Origin of the sequence: Paenibacillus macerans (genome assembly GCF_050565405.1) — a bacterium.
In the GTDB taxonomy this organism is placed as follows: Bacteria; Bacillota; Bacilli; order Paenibacillales; family Paenibacillaceae; genus Fontibacillus; species Fontibacillus macerans_B.
On the sequence record NZ_JBNYYG010000038.1, the window covers coordinates 34,164 to 52,591 of the forward strand.

The 18,428-nt window shown below is 56.3% G+C and carries 12 protein-coding genes; 11 read left to right on the plus strand and 1 reads right to left on the minus strand.

All coding sequences use genetic code 11. The annotated features are described in order from the left end of the window. The first annotated feature begins 18 nt into the window (after nucleotides 1–18). The 9 genes from gyrB to ACQ4N8_RS19550 all read left to right on the plus strand — a co-directional run bounded on the left by gyrB (nucleotide 19) and on the right by ACQ4N8_RS19550 (nucleotide 14,310). Complete coding sequence (gene gyrB, locus ACQ4N8_RS19510) at nucleotides 19–1,923, plus strand: DNA topoisomerase (ATP-hydrolyzing) subunit B (protein WP_430706018.1); 1,905 nt, start codon at nucleotides 19–21, stop codon at nucleotides 1,921–1,923. Between the two features lie 488 nt (nucleotides 1,924–2,411). Next, nucleotides 2,412–3,353, plus strand: a complete 942-nt coding sequence (locus ACQ4N8_RS19515; protein WP_430706019.1) for a carbohydrate ABC transporter permease — start codon at nucleotides 2,412–2,414, stop codon at nucleotides 3,351–3,353. A gap of 18 nt (nucleotides 3,354–3,371) precedes the next feature. Then, on the plus strand, nucleotides 3,372–4,211 hold the full coding sequence (locus ACQ4N8_RS19520; RefSeq protein ID WP_430706020.1) for a carbohydrate ABC transporter permease: 840 nt from the start codon (nucleotides 3,372–3,374) through the stop codon (nucleotides 4,209–4,211). Between the two features lie 117 nt (nucleotides 4,212–4,328). Beyond that, nucleotides 4,329–5,756: an extracellular solute-binding protein gene (locus tag ACQ4N8_RS19525; RefSeq protein WP_430706021.1), complete on the plus strand. Its 1,428-nt coding sequence runs from the start codon at nucleotides 4,329–4,331 to the stop codon at nucleotides 5,754–5,756. A gap of 62 nt (nucleotides 5,757–5,818) precedes the next feature. Next, nucleotides 5,819–7,636, plus strand: coding sequence for a cache domain-containing sensor histidine kinase (locus ACQ4N8_RS19530; protein ID WP_430706022.1), 1,818 nt, complete (start codon nucleotides 5,819–5,821; stop codon nucleotides 7,634–7,636). Continuing rightward, nucleotides 7,629–9,245 carry a response regulator transcription factor gene (locus ACQ4N8_RS19535; protein ID WP_430706023.1) on the plus strand — a complete coding sequence of 539 codons (1,617 nt, stop codon included), beginning with the start codon at nucleotides 7,629–7,631 and terminating at the stop codon, nucleotides 9,243–9,245. Before ACQ4N8_RS19530 ends, ACQ4N8_RS19535 begins: the two co-directional genes overlap by 8 nt. A 33-nt stretch (nucleotides 9,246–9,278) precedes the next feature. Then, nucleotides 9,279–11,114, plus strand: a complete 1,836-nt coding sequence (locus ACQ4N8_RS19540) for a hypothetical protein (RefSeq protein ID WP_430706024.1) — start codon at nucleotides 9,279–9,281, stop codon at nucleotides 11,112–11,114. 56 nt (nucleotides 11,115–11,170) lie between these two features. Beyond that, nucleotides 11,171–12,307, plus strand: a complete 1,137-nt coding sequence (locus tag ACQ4N8_RS19545; protein ID WP_430706025.1) for a glycoside hydrolase family 88 protein — start codon at nucleotides 11,171–11,173, stop codon at nucleotides 12,305–12,307. A 29-nt stretch (nucleotides 12,308–12,336) separates the two neighbouring features. After that, nucleotides 12,337–14,310 (plus strand): DUF2264 domain-containing protein, encoded by a 1,974-nt coding sequence (locus ACQ4N8_RS19550; protein ID WP_430706026.1) that lies wholly within the window; start codon nucleotides 12,337–12,339, stop codon nucleotides 14,308–14,310. A gap of 66 nt (nucleotides 14,311–14,376) precedes the next feature. Here ACQ4N8_RS19550 and ACQ4N8_RS19555 read toward each other — a convergent pair whose 3' ends face one another. Next, the gene (locus ACQ4N8_RS19555) at nucleotides 14,377–15,162 is read right to left on the minus strand and encodes a YheC/YheD family protein (RefSeq protein ID WP_430706027.1); all 786 of its coding nucleotides are present in this window, start codon (nucleotides 15,160–15,162) and stop codon (nucleotides 14,377–14,379) included. Between the two features lie 336 nt (nucleotides 15,163–15,498). Between ACQ4N8_RS19555 and gyrA the strand changes: the two genes are divergently transcribed. Together gyrA and ACQ4N8_RS19565 are read left to right on the plus strand one after the other, a co-directional pair. Beyond that, nucleotides 15,499–18,003 carry a DNA gyrase subunit A gene (gyrA, locus tag ACQ4N8_RS19560; RefSeq protein ID WP_430706028.1) on the plus strand — a complete coding sequence of 835 codons (2,505 nt, stop codon included), beginning with the start codon at nucleotides 15,499–15,501 and terminating at the stop codon, nucleotides 18,001–18,003. Between the two features lie 139 nt (nucleotides 18,004–18,142). After that, the coding region (locus tag ACQ4N8_RS19565; protein WP_430706031.1) for a transposase at nucleotides 18,143–18,428 on the plus strand (286 nt) is incomplete at its 3' end.

Consider the following 18,428-nt stretch of genomic DNA (forward strand, 5'->3'; position numbering starts at 1 on the left):
TAGGTGAAGGCATTGTCAATGAACGAACAAACATATGACGAGAGTAATATTCAGGTGCTTGAAGGCCTGGAAGCGGTACGGAAACGGCCCGGTATGTATATCGGTTCGACCAGCGCCCGCGGTCTGCATCACCTGGTATGGGAAGTCGTAGACAATAGTATCGACGAAGCGCTGGCCGGCTATGCGAACAAAATCGATGTCATCGTTCATCAGGATAACAGCGTCACGGTCATTGATAACGGCCGGGGGATTCCGGTCGGGATGAATGAAAAGCTGCAGAAATCGACGCTTGAAGTCGTGATGACTGTGCTTCATGCGGGGGGGAAATTCGGCGGCGGCGGATATAAAGTGTCCGGCGGTCTGCACGGCGTCGGCGTTTCGGTTGTAAACGCTTTGTCGACGAAAGTGGTCGTGGAAGTCAAGCGGGATGGGCATATTTATCAACAGGAATATCATCGCGGCACGCCTCAATACGACGTGCGCCTCATTGGTGATACCACGGAGACGGGGACCAAAACGAGATTTTATCCGGACCCGGAAATTTTTACGGAAACGACCGTGTTCGATTACAATACGCTATTAACGCGGATTCGGGAGCTGGCTTTTTTAAATAAGGGAATCAACATTTCTTTGACTGATGAACGTACCGATACCAGCGAATCGTTCCACTACGAAGGCGGCATTCTGGAATACGTGAAGTTCCTGAACCATAACCGGGAAGCGCTTCATGAGGAGCCGATTTACGTGGAAGGGCAGCGCGACATGATCCAGGTCGAAGTTTCGCTGCAGTATAACGACAGCTATACGGAGAATATTTTTTCGTTCGCCAACAACATTCATACGCATGAAGGCGGAACGCACGAGTCGGGCTTCAAAAGCGCGTTGACCCGGATCATCAACGATTATGCCCGGAAGAACAGCATGATCAAAGAAAACGATTCGAACCTGACCGGGGATGACGTGCGAGAAGGCTTGACGGCGATCATTTCCGTGAAAATACCCGAACCTCAGTTCGAAGGCCAAACGAAAACCAAGCTCGGCAACAGCGAAGTGCGCGGGATCGTGGAGTCGCTGTTCGCCGAGAAGCTGCAGGAGTTCATGGAGGAGAATCCGTCGGTATCCCGGCGCATTCTGGAGAAATCGCTGCAGGCCTCGCGGGCACGGGAAGCGGCCCGTAAAGCGCGCGAGCTGACGCGGCGCAAGAGTGCGCTGGAAGTCAGCGCCTTGCCGGGCAAGCTGGCCGACTGCTCATCCAAGGACGCCTCGATCAGCGAACTGTACATCGTCGAAGGCGACTCGGCGGGCGGATCGGCGAAGCAGGGACGGGATCGCCATTTCCAGGCGATTTTGCCGCTGCGCGGTAAGATCCTGAACGTCGAGAAGGCGCGGCTCGACCGCATTCTCGGCAACGCTGAGATCCGGGCGATCATTACGGCCCTCGGGACCGGGATCGGGGAAGAGTTCGACATTGCGAGAGCGCGGTACCATAAAGTGATCATCATGACCGATGCCGACGTCGACGGTGCGCATATCCGCACGCTGCTGCTGACGTTCTTTTTCCGCTACATGCGCAAGATCATCGAAGCGGGATTCGTTTATATCGCGCAGCCGCCGCTGTTCAAAATCGAACGCAACAAAGTGGTGCGTTATGCCGGATCCGAGAAAGAGCGCGACGAAATCATCGCCGAATTCGGCGAAGGCGTCAAATTAAACATCCAGCGTTACAAAGGTTTGGGCGAGATGAATGCCGAACAGCTGTGGGAAACGACGATGGACCCGGAAAGCCGCACGATGCAGCAGGTCTCGATTTCCGACGCGATTCAGGCCGACGCGATCTTCGATACGCTGATGGGCGACAACGTCGAGCCGCGGCGCGACTTCATTCACGAGCATGCCAAATACGTGAAGAACCTCGATATCTAAAAGTGCAAAGTATGCGTTCAAAAAGTCAGGTTTGAAGCACCGAGAAGGTTGGATGAAGCTAGGGCATGAGTAGCGGAGCGTAGACAGATCTACGTGAGCAACGGAAGGCCCGGCTGAATTCAAGATTCGACGTCGGATAACCTTCCATGAATAGCTTCGTGATCGAAAGATGATTTTTTGAACTACCGTTTCAATGAAGGTTCAAAAAGTCAGGTTTGGAGCACCGAGAAGGTTGGATGAAGCTAGGGCATGAGTAGCGGAGCGTAGACAGATCTACGTGAGCAACGGAAGGCCCGGCTGAATTCAAGATTCGACGTCGGATAACCTTCCATGAATAGCTTCGTGATCGAAAGATGATTTTTTGAACTACCTTTAAAAAAAGTCAAAATTAGCGTGAAGTTGATCAATATACCGTCACCGGGGTGACGGTATTTTTTTATATACTCGAAGGGACAACAACCACTTTCTACGAGATCGAGGTGATTTCCATGGCTGAGCCTGCCCAAACGATGGCGGAACGGCCGCCCGCCCTAAGCCGGCGGAGGATGAAGTCTTTGCAGCGCAGCGAGACGCTGGCCGGACTGTTGTTCGTCGGTCCGATGCTGATCGGGGTGTCCGTGCTCGTCCTGCTGCCGATCATCGCCACGCTGGTGCTTGGGTTTGCCGACTGGAATTTCGTGCAGGGCTGGGACGGCATCCGTTTTATCGGTTTTGGCAATTTTGAGAAGCTGCTGCAGGATTCCATGTTCCTCCGTTCGCTTCGTAACAATTTGATTTTCCTGCTGACCGTGCCTGCCTATATGCTGATCTCCATGGTGCTGGCCATCCTCATCGACCGCTACGTTTACCTCAAAGGGTATTTCAAGGTCGCGTACTTCATGCCTTACATCTCCAACATCGTTGCCGTCGCCGTGGTCTGGCAGGTGCTGTTCCAGCCTTCGTACGGACCGATCAACGAACTGCTCAAAACGATCGGCATCGCCGATCCGCCGAAATGGATCGCTGATCCGAACTTTGCGTTGGTATCGATCATGATGATCACGATTTGGATTTCGATCGGCTTCAACATGATCATTTATCTCGCCGGGCTGCAATCGATCCCGCGGGATCTGTACGAAGCGGCCGAGATCGACGGCGCGAACGGTTGGGTGAAATTCCGCCGGATTACGTTTCCGCTGCTGTCGCCGACGTCTTTTTTCCTGCTCGTAACGGGGATTATTTCCACATTCAAAGTATTCGACATCATCGCCGTGCTGACCCAAGGGGGACCCATCGGTTCGACGACCATGATGGTATGGTATCTGTACGATACGGCTTTCGTGAATCTGAAGGTCGGGTATGCCTCGTCGATCGCGACCGTCCTGTTCGGCCTCGTCATGCTGATCACGTTTATCCAATGGATTGCCCAGAAAAAATGGGTGAACTACTGAGAAAAGGAGAAAGCCCCGATGAACGCCTATTCCCGAATCCGCTGGCCGCGTGCGGTCATTACGCTCTTGATGTTTGCCGCGAGCCTCCTGTTCCTGCTTCCTTTCTTCTGGATGCTGATGACGTCGTTCAAAATCGAAACCGAGGTGTTCACGTACCCGATCCAGTGGATTCCCCGGACCTGGAACGCCATCGAGAACTACCGGGAGGTTTGGTTCGGTCAATATCCGTTTTACGTGTATTACTGGAACTCGATCAAGGTCAGCCTGGCGACGACGTTCATTTCCAGCCTGATCTCCAGCCTCGCGGCTTACGGCTTCTCGAAAATCAAATTCGCCGCCAGCCAGGGACTGTTCCTGATCGTGCTGGCCACCTACATGATTCCGAGCCAGGCGATCCTGGTGCCGCAATTTATTTTGTACCGCAACATCGGCTTGTTTGACAGCCATCTCGGCTTGATCATCATCAGCAGCTTCAGCGTGTTAGGCACGTTTATGCTCCGGCAGTTTTTCATGGGCGTGCATCAGGATTACATCGAGTCGGCCAAAATCGACGGCGCCGGGCATTTCCGCATCTTCCGTTCCATCGGGCTGCCCCTGGTCAAACCGGCGGTGGCGACGTACGCCATCCTGCGGTTTATCTGGACGTGGAACGATTACCAGAATCCGCTGATTTTCCTGCGGACCGACAAATGGTTTACCCTGCCGCTGGCGATGCAGAAATTCACCTCCATGAGCGGCGAGTTTTATTCCCTGATCATGGCTGGGGCGGTGTCGGCGATTTTCCCGCTCCTGATCATCTTCATCATCGGGCAAAAAAGCGTGATCGAAGGAATTGCTCTCGGCGGCGTAAAAGGATAAGAAGAGCGTCGATCGACGTTCTTTCCAAGGAGGCGGACCGCGCATAGCGGTTGTTCTTCAAGAGCCCCGTTCGTCCCGGAGTGTCCATAAACGATTTCATAAGGAGGGTTATGCAAGATGAACGTATCCAAAAGAGGGTATTGGCCGGTGCTGCTGGCTTCGATGCTCCTGATCGGACTGTTGGCCGGCTGCGGAGGCGGCAACGGGAACAACGCGGCCGTGAACAACGGGGGAGGAAATGAAGCGGCGGCGCCGCAAACCGGGGAAGGGGAGACAACCGGCGACGGCTCAAACCCGGTGAATCTTCGCTTGTACACCTACGGGACCGAGGAGGCCTATAACTGGAAGCATACGCTGCAGGCCTACGAGGAAGCGAACCCGGGCGTGACGATCGAGCTAGTGCAGCTGAGCGAAAAGGGCGATACCCAGGAAGCGTCCAAGAAGCTGGATCTCGAAGCCGCCTCCTCCGCCCAGATGGACATTCTCATGTTCAGCGATGCCGCGGGTTATGCGCAGCGGGTGGCGTTAGGCATGGCCGAGCCGCTCGATGAATTCATCGCCAAGGACGGCTACACCGTGGAGGCCGATTACAAGGTCGACACTCATTTGGACGGCAAAGTGTATGCGCTTCCAGGTAAATTCAATCCTTGGTACGTCCTGCTTAACAAAAACCATCTGGAGGAAGCCGGTCTCGCGGTGCCATCCGATTGGACCTGGGATGAATACGCCGATTACGCCAAGCAGTTGACGATGGGAGAAGGCGCGAACAAACGGTACGGGACATATTTTCACGGCCCGCAAGCGGGGGGATGGATGGAATACGTCAAGCTGATGATGCTGAACCAACCGCAAAATGCCGATTTTCTTAAAGCAGACGGTTCCTCCAATATGGATGACCCGAATTTTCGCAAAACGCTGGAGCTGCGCCTCCGCATGGAGAAGGAAGACGGCTCCTCGGTTCCATATACCGATATGATCTCGCAAAAGTTAGCTTATCGTACGCAGTTCTTCAACGAATCGGCCAGCATGTTGACGATCGGCAGCTGGATGAATACGGAGATCGGCGGGACCGACAAGGTGCCTTTGAATTTCAACGTGGCCGTTGCGCCGTTCCCGAAAAACAATCCGGAGGATGAAACCGGGCTGACCCCGGTAACGACCGACTACGTCGCCGTCGCCGCGAAATCGAAGCATAAGGAAGAGGCCTATCAATTCGTCCGCTGGTACACGACGGAGGGCCAGATCATCCAAGGTAAGAACATTCCGGCATGGAACGGCGTCAAAAGCGAGGAGATCGCCGGGATCATCGATACCATTCTGGCGGGTACGAAAAAACCGGAGAAGGTCGACAAGGATTCGCTGGTGAACACCCTGATGGTGTCCAAGGCGTCGGCGATCATCCCGCCGTCCTCCTATCAGGCCGAAGTGTATAAGGCGATCAACGAGGAATACGAGAAACTGATCTTGGGCAACCAGGACATTGAGGCGACGATTAAAAATAGTCAGGAGCGCGTGGCGCAAATTATTGAATCCAACAAAAAATAAGTGGTAAAATGATCCAAAAAGGGGACGATTTCGTCCCTCTTTTTCGCTAGGGGAGAGGTGAAATGGTCAAGCGGTTCAGCCGTTATATGCCCCGGTCAATCCGAACCAAGCTGATTTTGGCCGCGGTCGTCTGTATTCTTGTTCCTGCCGCCTTTACCTTAAACGTCTATCATGCGTTGACGCAAAAAGCCGTTAAGCAGCAGGCCATCGACAATGCCGAAAATTCGCTGGAGCTGGTGGGCGGTTCCGTCAGCCATATGTTGAAAAACATGCTGAACGTCGCGAACTATATTCAGGTGAACGCCGGATTAAACACGTATTTCAAGCTGGTCGCCTCGGGTCACAAGGAAGCGGACCCTTACCGGAAATTTACCGAGGCCAACCGCGTGCTGGAGCAGCTCGACAGCTTGACCGTGCTGGGCGACAAAAGCTACGTGACGGTGCTGCTCACGGACGGGTCGTATTTCATGAATTATTCCGTAAGCGATTACAATCCGCGCGATTTGCTGCAGGAGCCTTGGTTCGGGCGGTTGAAAGACTTGCGGGGACTGGACTCGTATTGGACCTTGGCGGAGCCGACGAAATTCCGCTACGACAAGTTCGACCATCCGTACCAGGTTTCGGTGGCGCGAACGCTGCGGCTGGCCAACTCGGATATTTACGGCTATGTCGTCGTGACGGTGATGGAGGATCAAATCAGCGGCATTTTTAGCGAGCTGACGGCGGGGCAGGAGGTGCTGCTGGTCGACGAAGAGGGCAGGATCGTCTCGGAGCCTCGGGGAGAACGCATCGGTTCGGTTTTTCCCAGCGAGTGGTCTGTGGGTGCGTCGGGGGGCGAATCGTCCGCTATCCTCCGCCAGGACGGGAAGAAGATGCTGCTCGCCGAGCGGACCATCCCCTTCAACGGGTGGCGGCTGATTTTGCTGCAGCCTTACCAAGAGGCGACGGTCGATATCAGTTCGATTTTCAACCGCGTTTTCTTGTTTCAGATCGTTTCTTTCATCGTGTTCATGATCATGCTGATCATTTTGGTGAGAACGTTTACAAAACCGCTGGTACGTCTGGGCAAGGTCACGTCGGCGGTCCAGCGGGGCCATCTTGACGTCCGTTCCGGGGTGAACGGCAACGACGAAATCGGCCGGCTTGGTTTATTGTTCGATCAGATGCTCGACCGGGTCAAGGAAATGATCGCCGAGGTCTCCGCGACTCAAGCCCGCAAGCGGACGGCGGAGCTGAGGATGCTGCAGGCGCAAATCAACCCTCATTTCCTGTTCAACGTGCTGAACTCGATTCGCATGAAGGTGATGAAACAAGGGGATCAAGAGAGCGGCCGAATGATCGGCTCCTTGTCCACGTTGCTGCGGATGACGATCAGCCGGGAGGAGGACGACATCGCCCTGCATGAGGAAATCGAGCTCATTTCGCATTACGTCCGCTTGATGAATATGCGCCAGAAGCAGGAGGTGAGCTTGATCCTGGACATCGCGCCGGAAGCGTTCCTGGTTCGGGTTCCCCGCTTGTTCCTGCAGCCGCTGGTGGAGAACGCCTTGATCCACGGGTTGCATCAGCAGGCTGGGGAAATCAGGATTACCGCCGTAATCGAGCAGGCGGGAGTGAAGCTGACCGTAGCGGATAACGGTGCCGGCATGGAAGCGGCCCAACTCGAAGCCGCCGTGGGGAAAATGAGCGGTACCCCGCTGCGGGAGGTGGAGAACCCGCCGAAGGGGCATTTTTCCGGCATGGGCCTGCATAATGTCATGGAGCGGATGCGTTTACGGTTCGGAGAACTGTTCCACGTGGAAATACGCAGCGCGCCGGAATCCGGAACGACGGTCGAGATGCATATTCCTAAGCCGAAAGGGGAGGCGGATGATGTATAACGTCATGCTCGTGGATGATGATTATCCCGTGACCCAGCTGTTGTCGGAGACGATCCCTTGGGATGGACTCGGGCTGCGGCTGATGGGGGCGTACGAGAACGGGCAAAGCGCGTGGGAGCAGGCGCAGCTCGAGCTGCCGGATATTCTGATCACGGATATCGGCATGTCGCGGATGGATGGTCTGGAGCTGTCCGCCCGCATTCGCCGGTTGTCTCCCCGCGTGCGGATCGCAATTTTGTCGTGCCATAACGAATTCGAGTTTGCCCAGCAAGCGATGCGGCTGCATGTGCAGGATTATTTACTGAAGGATACGCTGAATCCGGAGGATGTCGAGGCGCTGCTCCGCCGTTTCAAGGACAATATGGACGAGGAAGCGCAAAGCGGCTGGGAAGAATCGCGGCTACGGCGACGGGCGGGGGAGGCCAGCGAGCTCCGCAAGGAGCAGATGATGATCGGATTCATTCAGCAACCGCTGTTTTCGGCGGACCAATGGATTCAGGAAGCACGGGAATACGGAGTGCTCCTGCCCGGACAATCGTGCGTTCCGGTGGTCGGCTATGTGGAAGGCTATCAGACGGTCAAACACCGTTTCGCTTCGGAGCAAACGCTGCATTTCGCCATCGGCAACGTGCTGGACGAGGTTTGGAGCGAGTTAGAGTCGCAGGGATTGCACGCCAGATATAATGCGAAGACGGCGATATTGCTGTTCTCGTATACGCCTTCCTTGAAGCGTAATATCGGCGATGACGTGACCGTTTGGCTGGAGAAAATTCAAGCCACCTTGCTGCAGGTATTGAAAATACGCATGTCCTTTGTGCTCGGAACGGGTTGCGATCGGCCCGAATTCCTAAAGCTGACGCTGAATCGGCTGCTGGAGGCGAATGCGCAAAGGTTTTACCTGGAGCCGGGGACGATCGCCCGGCTTGAACCGGGCTTGGCCTGCGGCGGGGAAGAGCTGAAGCCCCATCTGTTCGCCTGCTACGATCAAGCTAACAATGAGCTGCGGGAAGCATTGCTCGGAAATCAACCGTCTTTTGCGGAGGAGACCGCGGAGAAATGGATGGCCATGATCGGCCAGGAGCAATACCCGCCCGAGCTCGTGAAGGACTGGACGTTGAAGCTGCTGCTTGACCTGAAGCTGAAGCTGCATGCGCTGCACTCGGTGCGCCCGGCTTATTCGGCCGATTCGCTGCATAAGGAGTTGGTCGATATCGACGCCTTGTCCGACTTGCGCGTTTGGCTGGTTGGGCATCTGCGGCGGATAGGCGCTCTGACGTCGGCCGATTCCGGCGCGAGCCGCCGGACGGAAATTGCCGAGGCGTTCAGATACGTCTCGCTCCATCTCCATTCCCGGATCAGTCTCGACGAAGTTGCGACCCATCTCCATTTGAACCCGAGTTATTTCAGCCGGCTGTTCAAGAAAGAAACGGGAACGACCTTGATCGAATACATCACCCGGCAAAAGATGGAGCGGGCCAAGGAACTGCTGGACGGCACGAAGCTGAACGCCCGGGAGATCGGCGAAATGCTGGGTTACGAGAATCAGAGCTATTTTATCAAAACGTTTAAGGGCTATGCCGGCGTCACTCCGGCAGAATACCGAAGATAAGGCGGGTACGCGCCTAGGGAAGGCGGGAGGAGAATGGAGCGCAATGAAAGGCTTGCGGTCGTCCAGCGCATGATTCCGGCCGATTTGGAGCTGTATTATCCGGACGGAGATCAGGAAGCGTTTTGGAGGGGCGTGCGGGAGTCGGAAGACTACGCGGAAGAGCTGGCGGAAATCCGGGCGGAAGGGGAACGGCTGCTTCCAGCGACGATTCCGCCGTTGACCTATTCACTGTTTGCGATTTTCGGAAAGCGAGGCTCGCGGCTGGAATACGAACGGGTGTATTTCGAGCGGAGGAGAAGATTGAACACCTTCGCTTTGCTGGCTATGCTGGAGCCGGAAGACGAAGAGGCGGAGGCGGCGCTGCACGAGATCCTCTGGTCCGTTTGCGACGAGTACACCTGGTGCCTTCCGGCGCATCTGGACGCGGGAGAGCCGGAGTCGCACAGTCAGGCGATCGATTTGTTTGCGGCGGAAACCGGATTTGCCTTGAGCGAAATCGGTTTGCTGCTGGGCGATCGATTGCCTGCGATGCTGCGTCACCGCATCGGGACGGAGGTGGACCGGCGTCTGTTCAAGCCGTTTCTTGAAGGCGGGCCGTATTTCTGGGAGGCGGCGGAGCACAACTGGTCAGCGGTTTGCAGCGGATCCATCGGGGCCGCCGCCTTGATACAGCTGCGGGACGAGGAGAAGCTGACCGACGTGATCGGCCGGGTACAAGCCAGCTTGGCCTGTTATCTGCGCGGTTTCGGCGAGGATGGGGGTTGTATTGAGGGGCTCGGCTACTGGAATTACGGCTTCGGTTACTTCACTTATTTTGCCGATTTGCTTGACCGTCGCACCCGGGGGGAACTCGACTGGTTCGCGGAGGACCGGGTCCGGCGCATCGCCGAATTCCAGCAAAAAAGCTACTTGGGCGGCGATTTGGCCGCCAGCTTCTCCGATACGGTTCCGCGCAGCCGCGTGCATTTAGGGTTGTCGCATTATCTGGCCCGCCGATATGCGAACGTGGAAGCTCCGCCGACATCGCTGCGGGCCGACTACCGCGCCGATCACTGCAGCCGCTGGGCCCCGGCTTTCCGCAATCTGATCTGGAGAAGCGAGTCGTGGGCCGAACGGCGGGAGCCGGTACGGGAATGGAGGGCGGCCGGTTATTATTTGCCCGACGCCCAGTGGCTGATATCCCGTCATCGCAGCCGGGCCGTCATGTTTGGCTTCGCCGCCAAAGGCGGCCATAACGCCGAGCCGCACAACCATAACGATCTGGGCCAGTTTATCGTCGCGGCCGGCGGGGAGGCCTTTGTCGCCGATCTGGGCAGCGGGGAATACACCGCCGATTATTTCGGCGCCGGCCGGTACGGATATGACTGCAACGGCTCGCAGGGCCATGCGGTGCCGATCGTCAACGGCCGCCATCAGGCGGCGGGTGAGGAGCATCGGGCGGTCGTCCTTGAGGCGGTCACCGGCGAAGCAAGGGATGCGCTGCGGCTTGACCTGACCCGGGCGTATGACCGTAGGGCCGGGCTTGAGACGTTTACCCGGTCGCTCGACTGGAGCATAACCGAGCTGCCGTCGCTGGAGTTGACGGACGTCTTCCGGTTTGCCGAGCCGCCGGAGTCGCTGACGGAAAGGATCATTACGCTGATACCGCCGCAGCTTGGGCCACATGGGGAGATTTGGTTGAACGGTCAAGGCGGAGGCGCCGGGTGCAGACTGAGGGTCGCTTATGATGCGCTCAAGCTGGAGCCGGCCGTGCAGCCGCGGATGTTCACGAATCATTACGGCGTGCCGGAGCGTTGGTATGCCCTGGATTTTCTCGTAAAGCGGCCGGAGCGATCGGAACGGGTACGGCTCAAGTTTGAATTTGTCTGACGGCTCCGCGCAGGCGGAGATCAACCATTACGAAGAAACGGACGGTGACCGGTAACATGACAACGGCGGATACATTGAGCTGGGTAGACGAAGCATGGGAGAAGGCGCTGCAAAAAACGCGGCGCAATAGCTTGCGAATCGGGGCCGGGTTTCCTCATGCCAGCCAGAAGGGCATCTATGAGCTCGCAGAGCCGGCCTGGTGGACGGCGGGGTTCTGGCCGGGCTTGTTGTGGCTGTTGTACAACGACAGCCGAGACGAGCATTTAAAGACGTTAGCCGAGCAATGCGAAGAGACGCTGGATGGGGTATTGGACGGATATACCCGTCTCGATCACGATTTGGGCTTCATGTGGTTGTTGACAAGCGTGGCTTCGTATAAGCTGCAGGGCAAGGAGGCGTCACGCATCCGCGCGCTGAAGGCGGCCAACTATTTGGCGGCGCGCTTTAACCTGAAGGGCCGGTATATCCGGGCATGGAATCCCTGGAGCGAAAAAGACGACAATGCCGGCGTGGCGATCATTGATTGCTGCATGAACATGTCGCTGCTGTTTTGGGCGTCCGCCGAAACGGGCGATCCCCGTTACCGCCATATCGCAGAGGCCCATATGGACACCGTGCTGGAGTACTTCGTCCGCCCCGACGGTTCGGTCTACCATATCGTCCGTTTCGATCCGGAAACGGGCGAATTTGCGGAAGGCATCGGCGGGCAGGGACATGCGCCGGAATCCGCTTGGTCCCGAGGCACGGCCTGGGCGGTTTACGGGTTGACGCTGGCCTATCACCATACGCGCAAACAGGCCTTTCTGGACGGAGCCAAACGGGTGGCCCATTTTTTCCTGTCCCAGTTGCCGGAGGACCATGTGCCGTATTGGGATTTCCGGGCGCCGCTGGATATCCGTCATTTCCGCGATTCGTCGGCGGGGGCTTGCGCTGCCAGCGGCCTTCTGCTGCTGGCCGATCAGGTCGATCGTTTGGAGGCTCCCGGTTATCGCGATTCGGCCGTCCGCATCCTCGAGTCGTTATACCGCGGCTACGGAAGCTGGGACAACGAAAACGAAGAAGGACTGATCCTGCACGGCACAAGCCATTATCCCAACGGGCAGAACATCGATGTCCCGCTGATTTACGGCGATTTCTTCTTCGTGGAGGGCCTGGCCCGCCTGCGCGGCAAAGGGCCGTTCTACTGGGAATAGGCCCGGCGGGCCGAAGAGGAGCGTGGGATATGACGGAATCGGAATCGGTTCATTCGGAGGCCGCATGCGTAAGGGCGTCAGATTATGGGACACCATCGATAAAAACATCGGTTGCCAAGGCCTTACGCCGGAATCCCCTGATCACCCGGCGGGACTTGCAGGATGCGTTCCTGCAGCTCGGCGGGCCGCTCAAGGGCCATTACAGCGAAGGGCGCGCCCGCCTGGAGCTGACCGGCGCGGGCGCCGGACACCCGGCAAGCGTCGCGGGGCTTGAGGGATTTTCCCGCGTGTTGTGGGGGATGGTGCCCTTTCTTGCCGGCGGCGGAGAGGACTCGTTATGGGATATCTGCCTGGAGGGAATTCGCCACGGCACCGATCCCGGACACGCGGAATATTGGGGCGAAGTGAACGACTATGACCAGCGGCTGGTTGAGATGGCCGTATTCGGGCTGGCATTGGCGCTGATCCCGGAACGTATATGGGAGCCGCTGACGGAACGGGAACGAAGCCGTCTGTACGAGTGGCTGAATCAGATCAATCGTCGTCCCTGCCACGACTGCAATTGGTTGTTTTTTCACATCCTCGTGAATCTTGGCTTCCGTAAAGCCGGCCTTCCCTATGACGCAGCGCAGGTAGAACGCAATCTTGACCGGATCGACGGGTTCTATCTGGAGGACGGATGGTACAGCGACGGGGCGGGCGGACACAGCGATTATTACGTGCCGCTTGCTTTTCATTACTGCGGCTTGCTGTACGCCAAGCTAATGGGGGACGAGGATCCGGAGCGCGCCGATCGTTTTAAGGAGCGCGCGGCGCGGTTTGCCGGGGACTTCATCCATTGGTTCGGCCCGAACGGCGCCGCGCTTCCTTATGGGCGAAGCTTGACATACCGTTTCGCCCAAGCGGCATTCTGGTGCGCGCTCGCCTATGCCGAGGTACCCGTACTGTCGCCGGGGATCGTCAAAGGGGTGGTGATGCGCCATTTGCGCTGGTGGTTCCGGCAGCCGATCCTGGACGCGGGGGGCCTTCTGACGGTAGGTTACACTTACCCCAACCTGGTGATGGCCGAGAACTACAATGCCCCGGGCTCGCCCTATTGGGCATTCAAAACGTTCCTTCCGCTCGCTTTCCCGGAGGGTCACCCCTTCTGGCAAGCGGAGGAGGAGCCGCTGCCCGAGGCTGCGCCCTTCTCCGTGCAACGGCCGCCGCATCTCGTCGTTTGCCGGCAGGCCGAGACGGGGCACACTGCCGCGTTCAACGCCGGCCATCCCTACTCGAACGAACATACGCATACCTCGGCCAAATACGAAAAGTTCGTATACTCGACCGCATTTGGCTTTAGCGTCCCGCGAGGGGAGTGGGGGCTGGGGCAAGGCGCCTTCGATTCCATGCTGGCGTTGAGCGAAGGCGACAATCTGTACCGGGTTCGCCGCCGCAACGAGGAGACGCGGATCGAGGACAACGTGCTATATGCCCGGTGGAAGCCCTGGCGTGACGTATGCGTCCGGACGTGGCTGGTCGCCGCGTTGCCGTGGCATGTGCGCATTCACCGGATCGCGACGGAGCGTGAGCTGGATGCCGCCGAGGGCGGTTTCGCTTTGGGGCTGGGCGATCCTGGGGCCGAAGCGCATCTAACCTTGCCGGAGGGCGGGGTCGGCGTTTCCAATCGGAACGGCAAATGCGCCGTCGTCAATCTGTTGGGTTACGACCGGTCGGAGTTGATTTACCCGCAGGCAAATACCAATGTTCTGCACCCGCAAACGGTGATTCCGACGCTGCGCGGACACCTCGCGCTGGGACGGCACTGGTTGATCGCCGCCGTCTATGGCGAGCCGGTCCGCGATCCCGGAGGCATGGATAATGAACTTGGTGGCGGCGGGAACGTGCCGCTCTTGGCCAAAAGCTTGCCCGTGACCGTGGATACGTTCCACGGGGAAATCCGCATCACGTCCTGCACAGGCAGCGTCATCGCGATCAAGATGGACGATGCTGAAGCTAAATGAGCGCATGAAGAAAGGCTGTTCGAAACTGATCCGGTAGACACCGGCAGACTTGGAACAGCCTTTCGCCTATTTGGAGGATTTTGCTTTTAAACGCCCGTAGGCGACGGCATAGCGGCGGATCTTCTTATATACCTCTTTCGGATGAAGCAGCTTAAAGGGAAACAGGGCGGGCAGCGTGTTCACTTCCAATATCCAGATTTGATGCTGCTCGTCGATGGCGATATCGAGGCCGATCTCCTTGATCTTGGGATACCGCCGAGCCATTTGGGCGGCGACTTGAACGCCAACTGACTTCATCTCTTTGTATTTTTCGGCGAACTCTTTGGGAGTCATATAAGGCCCTAGCAAATCTTCGATCAGCATCACGTTGCCGCCGCCATGATAGTTGGTGATTACCTTCTGCTGCGCCGCGACCCGGCCGATGAATCCGGTCGTCTCCCAGGTTCTCTGCGGCGTTTGCTGCACCAGGGCGCGGATATCGAATTTGCGGCGGCGGTACGTCAACAGATGGATGCCCTTTTGAATCAAATAGGGTTTCGGACCGATTCTTGCCGTCAATGCCGCATGCAGCTCCTCTATCGTCGGGAACAATGCGGATTCGATCCCGTACCTCAGCTTATACTGGGGCGGACTGCCAGGAGCGAGCTCGTCGATCCAATGCTCCACGCTCATGACCCCGTTTCCGTAAGTTCCTTGATCCGGTTTGACGAAGACATATCCGTACGCTTCCAGCATATCCCGAAGGTGCTCGAAGGCGTATTTTCGCGTATCCGGAATATACGGACGAAGGGATTTCTTTAGGCGAATCGCTTTCGTTTTCTCCCACTTGCTCGCAATACGTTGAATCGTCAAATCGATTCCCTTCCTTTCTTTGAGCGGTCTTGGCCTGTCATGCCCATCACTGCGAAAAACATAGGACAGAAGAGATAAACAATGGTATAATAAGAAGATATGGTGATTTTATAAGTTTTTCAGCGTTTAAAAGAAAATGCCTATATCCGTAGTGTATGAACGTACGTTTCGATGGGAGTGGACACATCCCTATTTTTTGCTGTCTATATGGATCGTGTGCTCGAAACCAGTCATGTTTAATTGAGCTTAATTTGTGAAAGTAATATAATAAAAGTGGCGGTTTTTCGGGCTTTTCCCATACGAAGGCACGTGGATAGATATTGAAGGAGGTCCAGCATGGCGGAAGAAAAATTCTCTCAAATCGTAGATCGGGACATTAATGTGGAAATGCGCGAATCCTTTATGGATTATGCCATGAGCATTATTGTCAGCCGTGCGTTGCCGGATGTGCGTGATGGTCTGAAGCCGGTGCATCGCCGTATCCTGTATGCGATGTCGGAGCTAGGGATGCACCCGGACAAGCCGTTCAAGAAATCAGCGAGAATCGTCGGCGAAGTCATAGGCAAATATCATCCCCACGGGGATTCGGCCGTCTATGAAACGATGGTGCGCATGGCTCAGGATTTCTCCATGAGATACATGCTCGTCGACGGACACGGCAACTTTGGTTCGGTGGACGGCGATATGGCGGCAGCCATGCGTTATACCGAAGCACGGTTATCCAAAATCGCGATGGAAATGCTGCGCGACATTAATAAAGAGACGATCGATTTCATGCCCAACTATGACGGCGAAGAGCAGGAGCCCGTCGTGCTTCCGGCGCGTTTTCCGAATCTGCTGGTCAACGGGGTTTCGGGGATCGCGGTCGGGATGGCGACCAATATTCCGCCGCATAACCTGGGCGAAGTGATCGATGGGGTTCACGCTTTAATCGAGAACCCGGACATTTCATCCTTGGAATTGATGGATTACATTAAAGGTCCGGACTTCCCGACGGCAGGTTACATTCTTGGCCGTTCCGGAATCCGGCAGGCTTACACGACGGGCCGCGGCTCGATTACGATGCGCGCGAAAACGACCATCGAGGAGCACAACAACAAGGCGCGCATCATCGTGGATGAGCTTCCTTATCAGGTGAACAAAGCCCGTCTGGTTGAGAAAATCGCCGAATTGGTGCGGGAGAAAAGAATCGACGGCATCACCGACCTGCGGGACGAGTCGGACCGCAACGGGATGCGCGTGGTCATCGAGCTGCGCCGCGACGTCAATCCGAACGTGGTGCTGAACAATCTGTACAAACACACGGCGCTGCAAAGCTCGTTTGGCATCAATATGCTGGCGATCGTAAACAATGAACCGAAGATCCTGACCCTCAAAGAGGTGCTTAGCCATTATCTGCAGCACCAGGTGGAAGTTGTACGCCGGCGTACGGAATTCGATTTGAAAAAAGCCGAAGCGCGCGCGCATATCCTGGAAGGTTTGCGGATCGCTTTGGATCATATCGACGAGGTCATCGCCCTGATCCGCGCCTCGAACTCCGACGAGGAGGCACGCGAGGGGCTGATGTCCCGATTCGGGTTGAGCTTCGAGCAGGCCCAGGCGATCCTCGATATGAGACTCCGCCGGTTGACCGGTTTGGAACGCGAGAAGATCGAAGGCGAATATAACGAACTGATGCTTAAGATCGCCGAATACCGCGAGATTTTGGCCAACGAATCGCTCGTGCTCAAGATCATTGGAGAAGAGCTTCAGGAAATCCGCGATCGATTTGCCGATCCGCGCCGGACGGAAATTACGGTCGGCGAGGAAAGCATTCTTGACGAAGACCTGATTCCTCAAGAAGAGGTCGTCATCACCATTACGCATACCGGTTATATCAAACGTTTGCCGGTCACGACCTACCGCAGCCAGAAACGCGGCGGGCGCGGCGTCGTCGGGATGGATACCAAGGATAATGACTTCGTGGAGCATCTGTTCGTCACGAACTCCCACCATTATCTGATGTTCTTCACCGACCGCGGCAAAGCGTACCGGCTCAAGGCGTACGAGATTCCGGAGCTCGGCCGTACGGCTCGGGGGACGCCGATCATCAACCTGATTCAAATCGAACAGGGTGAGACGGTTAATGCGGTGATCGAGGTCGAGCGTTTCGATGACGATAAATATTTGTTCTTTGCTACTCGGCAAGGGGTCGTCAAGAAGACGCCGATCGAAGATTACATCAACATCCGCAAAGGCGGGTTGATTGCCGTGAACCTGCGCGAGGACGATACCCTGATCGACGTGAAGCTGACCGACGGCCAGCAGGAAGTGATCATGGGCACGGCGCAGGGCATGTCGATCCGCTTCCCGGAAAGCGACGTTCGCTCCATGGGCAGAGCGGCTACCGGGGTAAAAGGCATCACGCTGGACGATAATGACGAATTGATCGGCATGGACGTTGTCGTGCCGGATCAGGACGTGCTGATCGTGACGGCCAAAGGCTACGGCAAACGGACGCCGGTCTCCGAATACCGTAAGCAAAGCCGTGGCGGTAAAGGGATCAAGACGATCAACGTTACCGAGAAGAACGGCTCCGTCGTCAGCTTGAAAGTCGTTAAGGACGATGAGGACTTGATGATCATTACGAGCAGCGGCACGCTCATCCGTACGAGCATGGAGGGAATCTCCACCATGGGCCGGAATACGCAGGGCGTGAAGCTGATCAATATCCGCGAGGATGACTTCGTGGCAACCGTATGTCGTTCCGACAAGAATGAAGATACGGAAGACCAAGGCGAAGACGGCGGAGAGGGAACAGAGGCCCCGCTGGACGATGCAGTGGATGATACCGAAGAATAACAGCTGAAGAGATTGGATAAATGGATTCCCGTAATGGAGAGCCCTGCAAAACGAATACAGTTTCTGTAAAAAGCAACCCAGTACCACTTCGGTACTGGGTTTGCTGTATACTGGAAGAAAAAGAGAAGCGAGTTGAGCCATTTTGCGGCAGCCAGCCAGACAACTAACCGCGTCATTCCATGCGGAGCTATATCGGCTTGTGCCGAAAGACCATCTGCTTCGCAAGATCGATGCTGCGGTGGATTTCGGATTTGTATATGAATTAGTGGAGAATTCCTACTGCAAGTATTACGGCAGGCCGGCAAACGAGCCGGAACTGCTGTTTCGCTTGCTGTTTTTACAGCTCCTGTACAACCTCTCGGATGAACGAATGATTCAGGAAGCTGAGGTGAATCTGGCTTACAAGTGGTTTATCGGGATCAATC

Excerpts from the sequence above, each read along its gene's own strand:
- gyrB (WP_430706018.1), top strand. The coding sequence starts at position 19 with ATGAACGAACAAACATATGACGAGAGTAATATTCAGGTGCTTGAAGGC.
- ACQ4N8_RS19515 (WP_430706019.1), top strand. The coding sequence starts at position 2,412 with ATGGCTGAGCCTGCCCAAACGATGGCGGAACGGCCGCCCGCCCTAAGC.
- ACQ4N8_RS19520 (WP_430706020.1), top strand. The coding sequence starts at position 3,372 with ATGAACGCCTATTCCCGAATCCGCTGGCCGCGTGCGGTCATTACGCTC.
- ACQ4N8_RS19525 (WP_430706021.1), top strand. The coding sequence starts at position 4,329 with ATGAACGTATCCAAAAGAGGGTATTGGCCGGTGCTGCTGGCTTCGATG.
- ACQ4N8_RS19530 (WP_430706022.1), top strand. The coding sequence starts at position 5,819 with ATGGTCAAGCGGTTCAGCCGTTATATGCCCCGGTCAATCCGAACCAAG.
- ACQ4N8_RS19535 (WP_430706023.1), top strand. The coding sequence starts at position 7,629 with ATGTATAACGTCATGCTCGTGGATGATGATTATCCCGTGACCCAGCTG.
- ACQ4N8_RS19540 (WP_430706024.1), top strand. The coding sequence starts at position 9,279 with ATGGAGCGCAATGAAAGGCTTGCGGTCGTCCAGCGCATGATTCCGGCC.
- ACQ4N8_RS19545 (WP_430706025.1), top strand. The coding sequence starts at position 11,171 with ATGACAACGGCGGATACATTGAGCTGGGTAGACGAAGCATGGGAGAAG.
- ACQ4N8_RS19550 (WP_430706026.1), top strand. The coding sequence starts at position 12,337 with ATGACGGAATCGGAATCGGTTCATTCGGAGGCCGCATGCGTAAGGGCG.
- gyrA (WP_430706028.1), top strand. The coding sequence starts at position 15,499 with ATGGCGGAAGAAAAATTCTCTCAAATCGTAGATCGGGACATTAATGTG.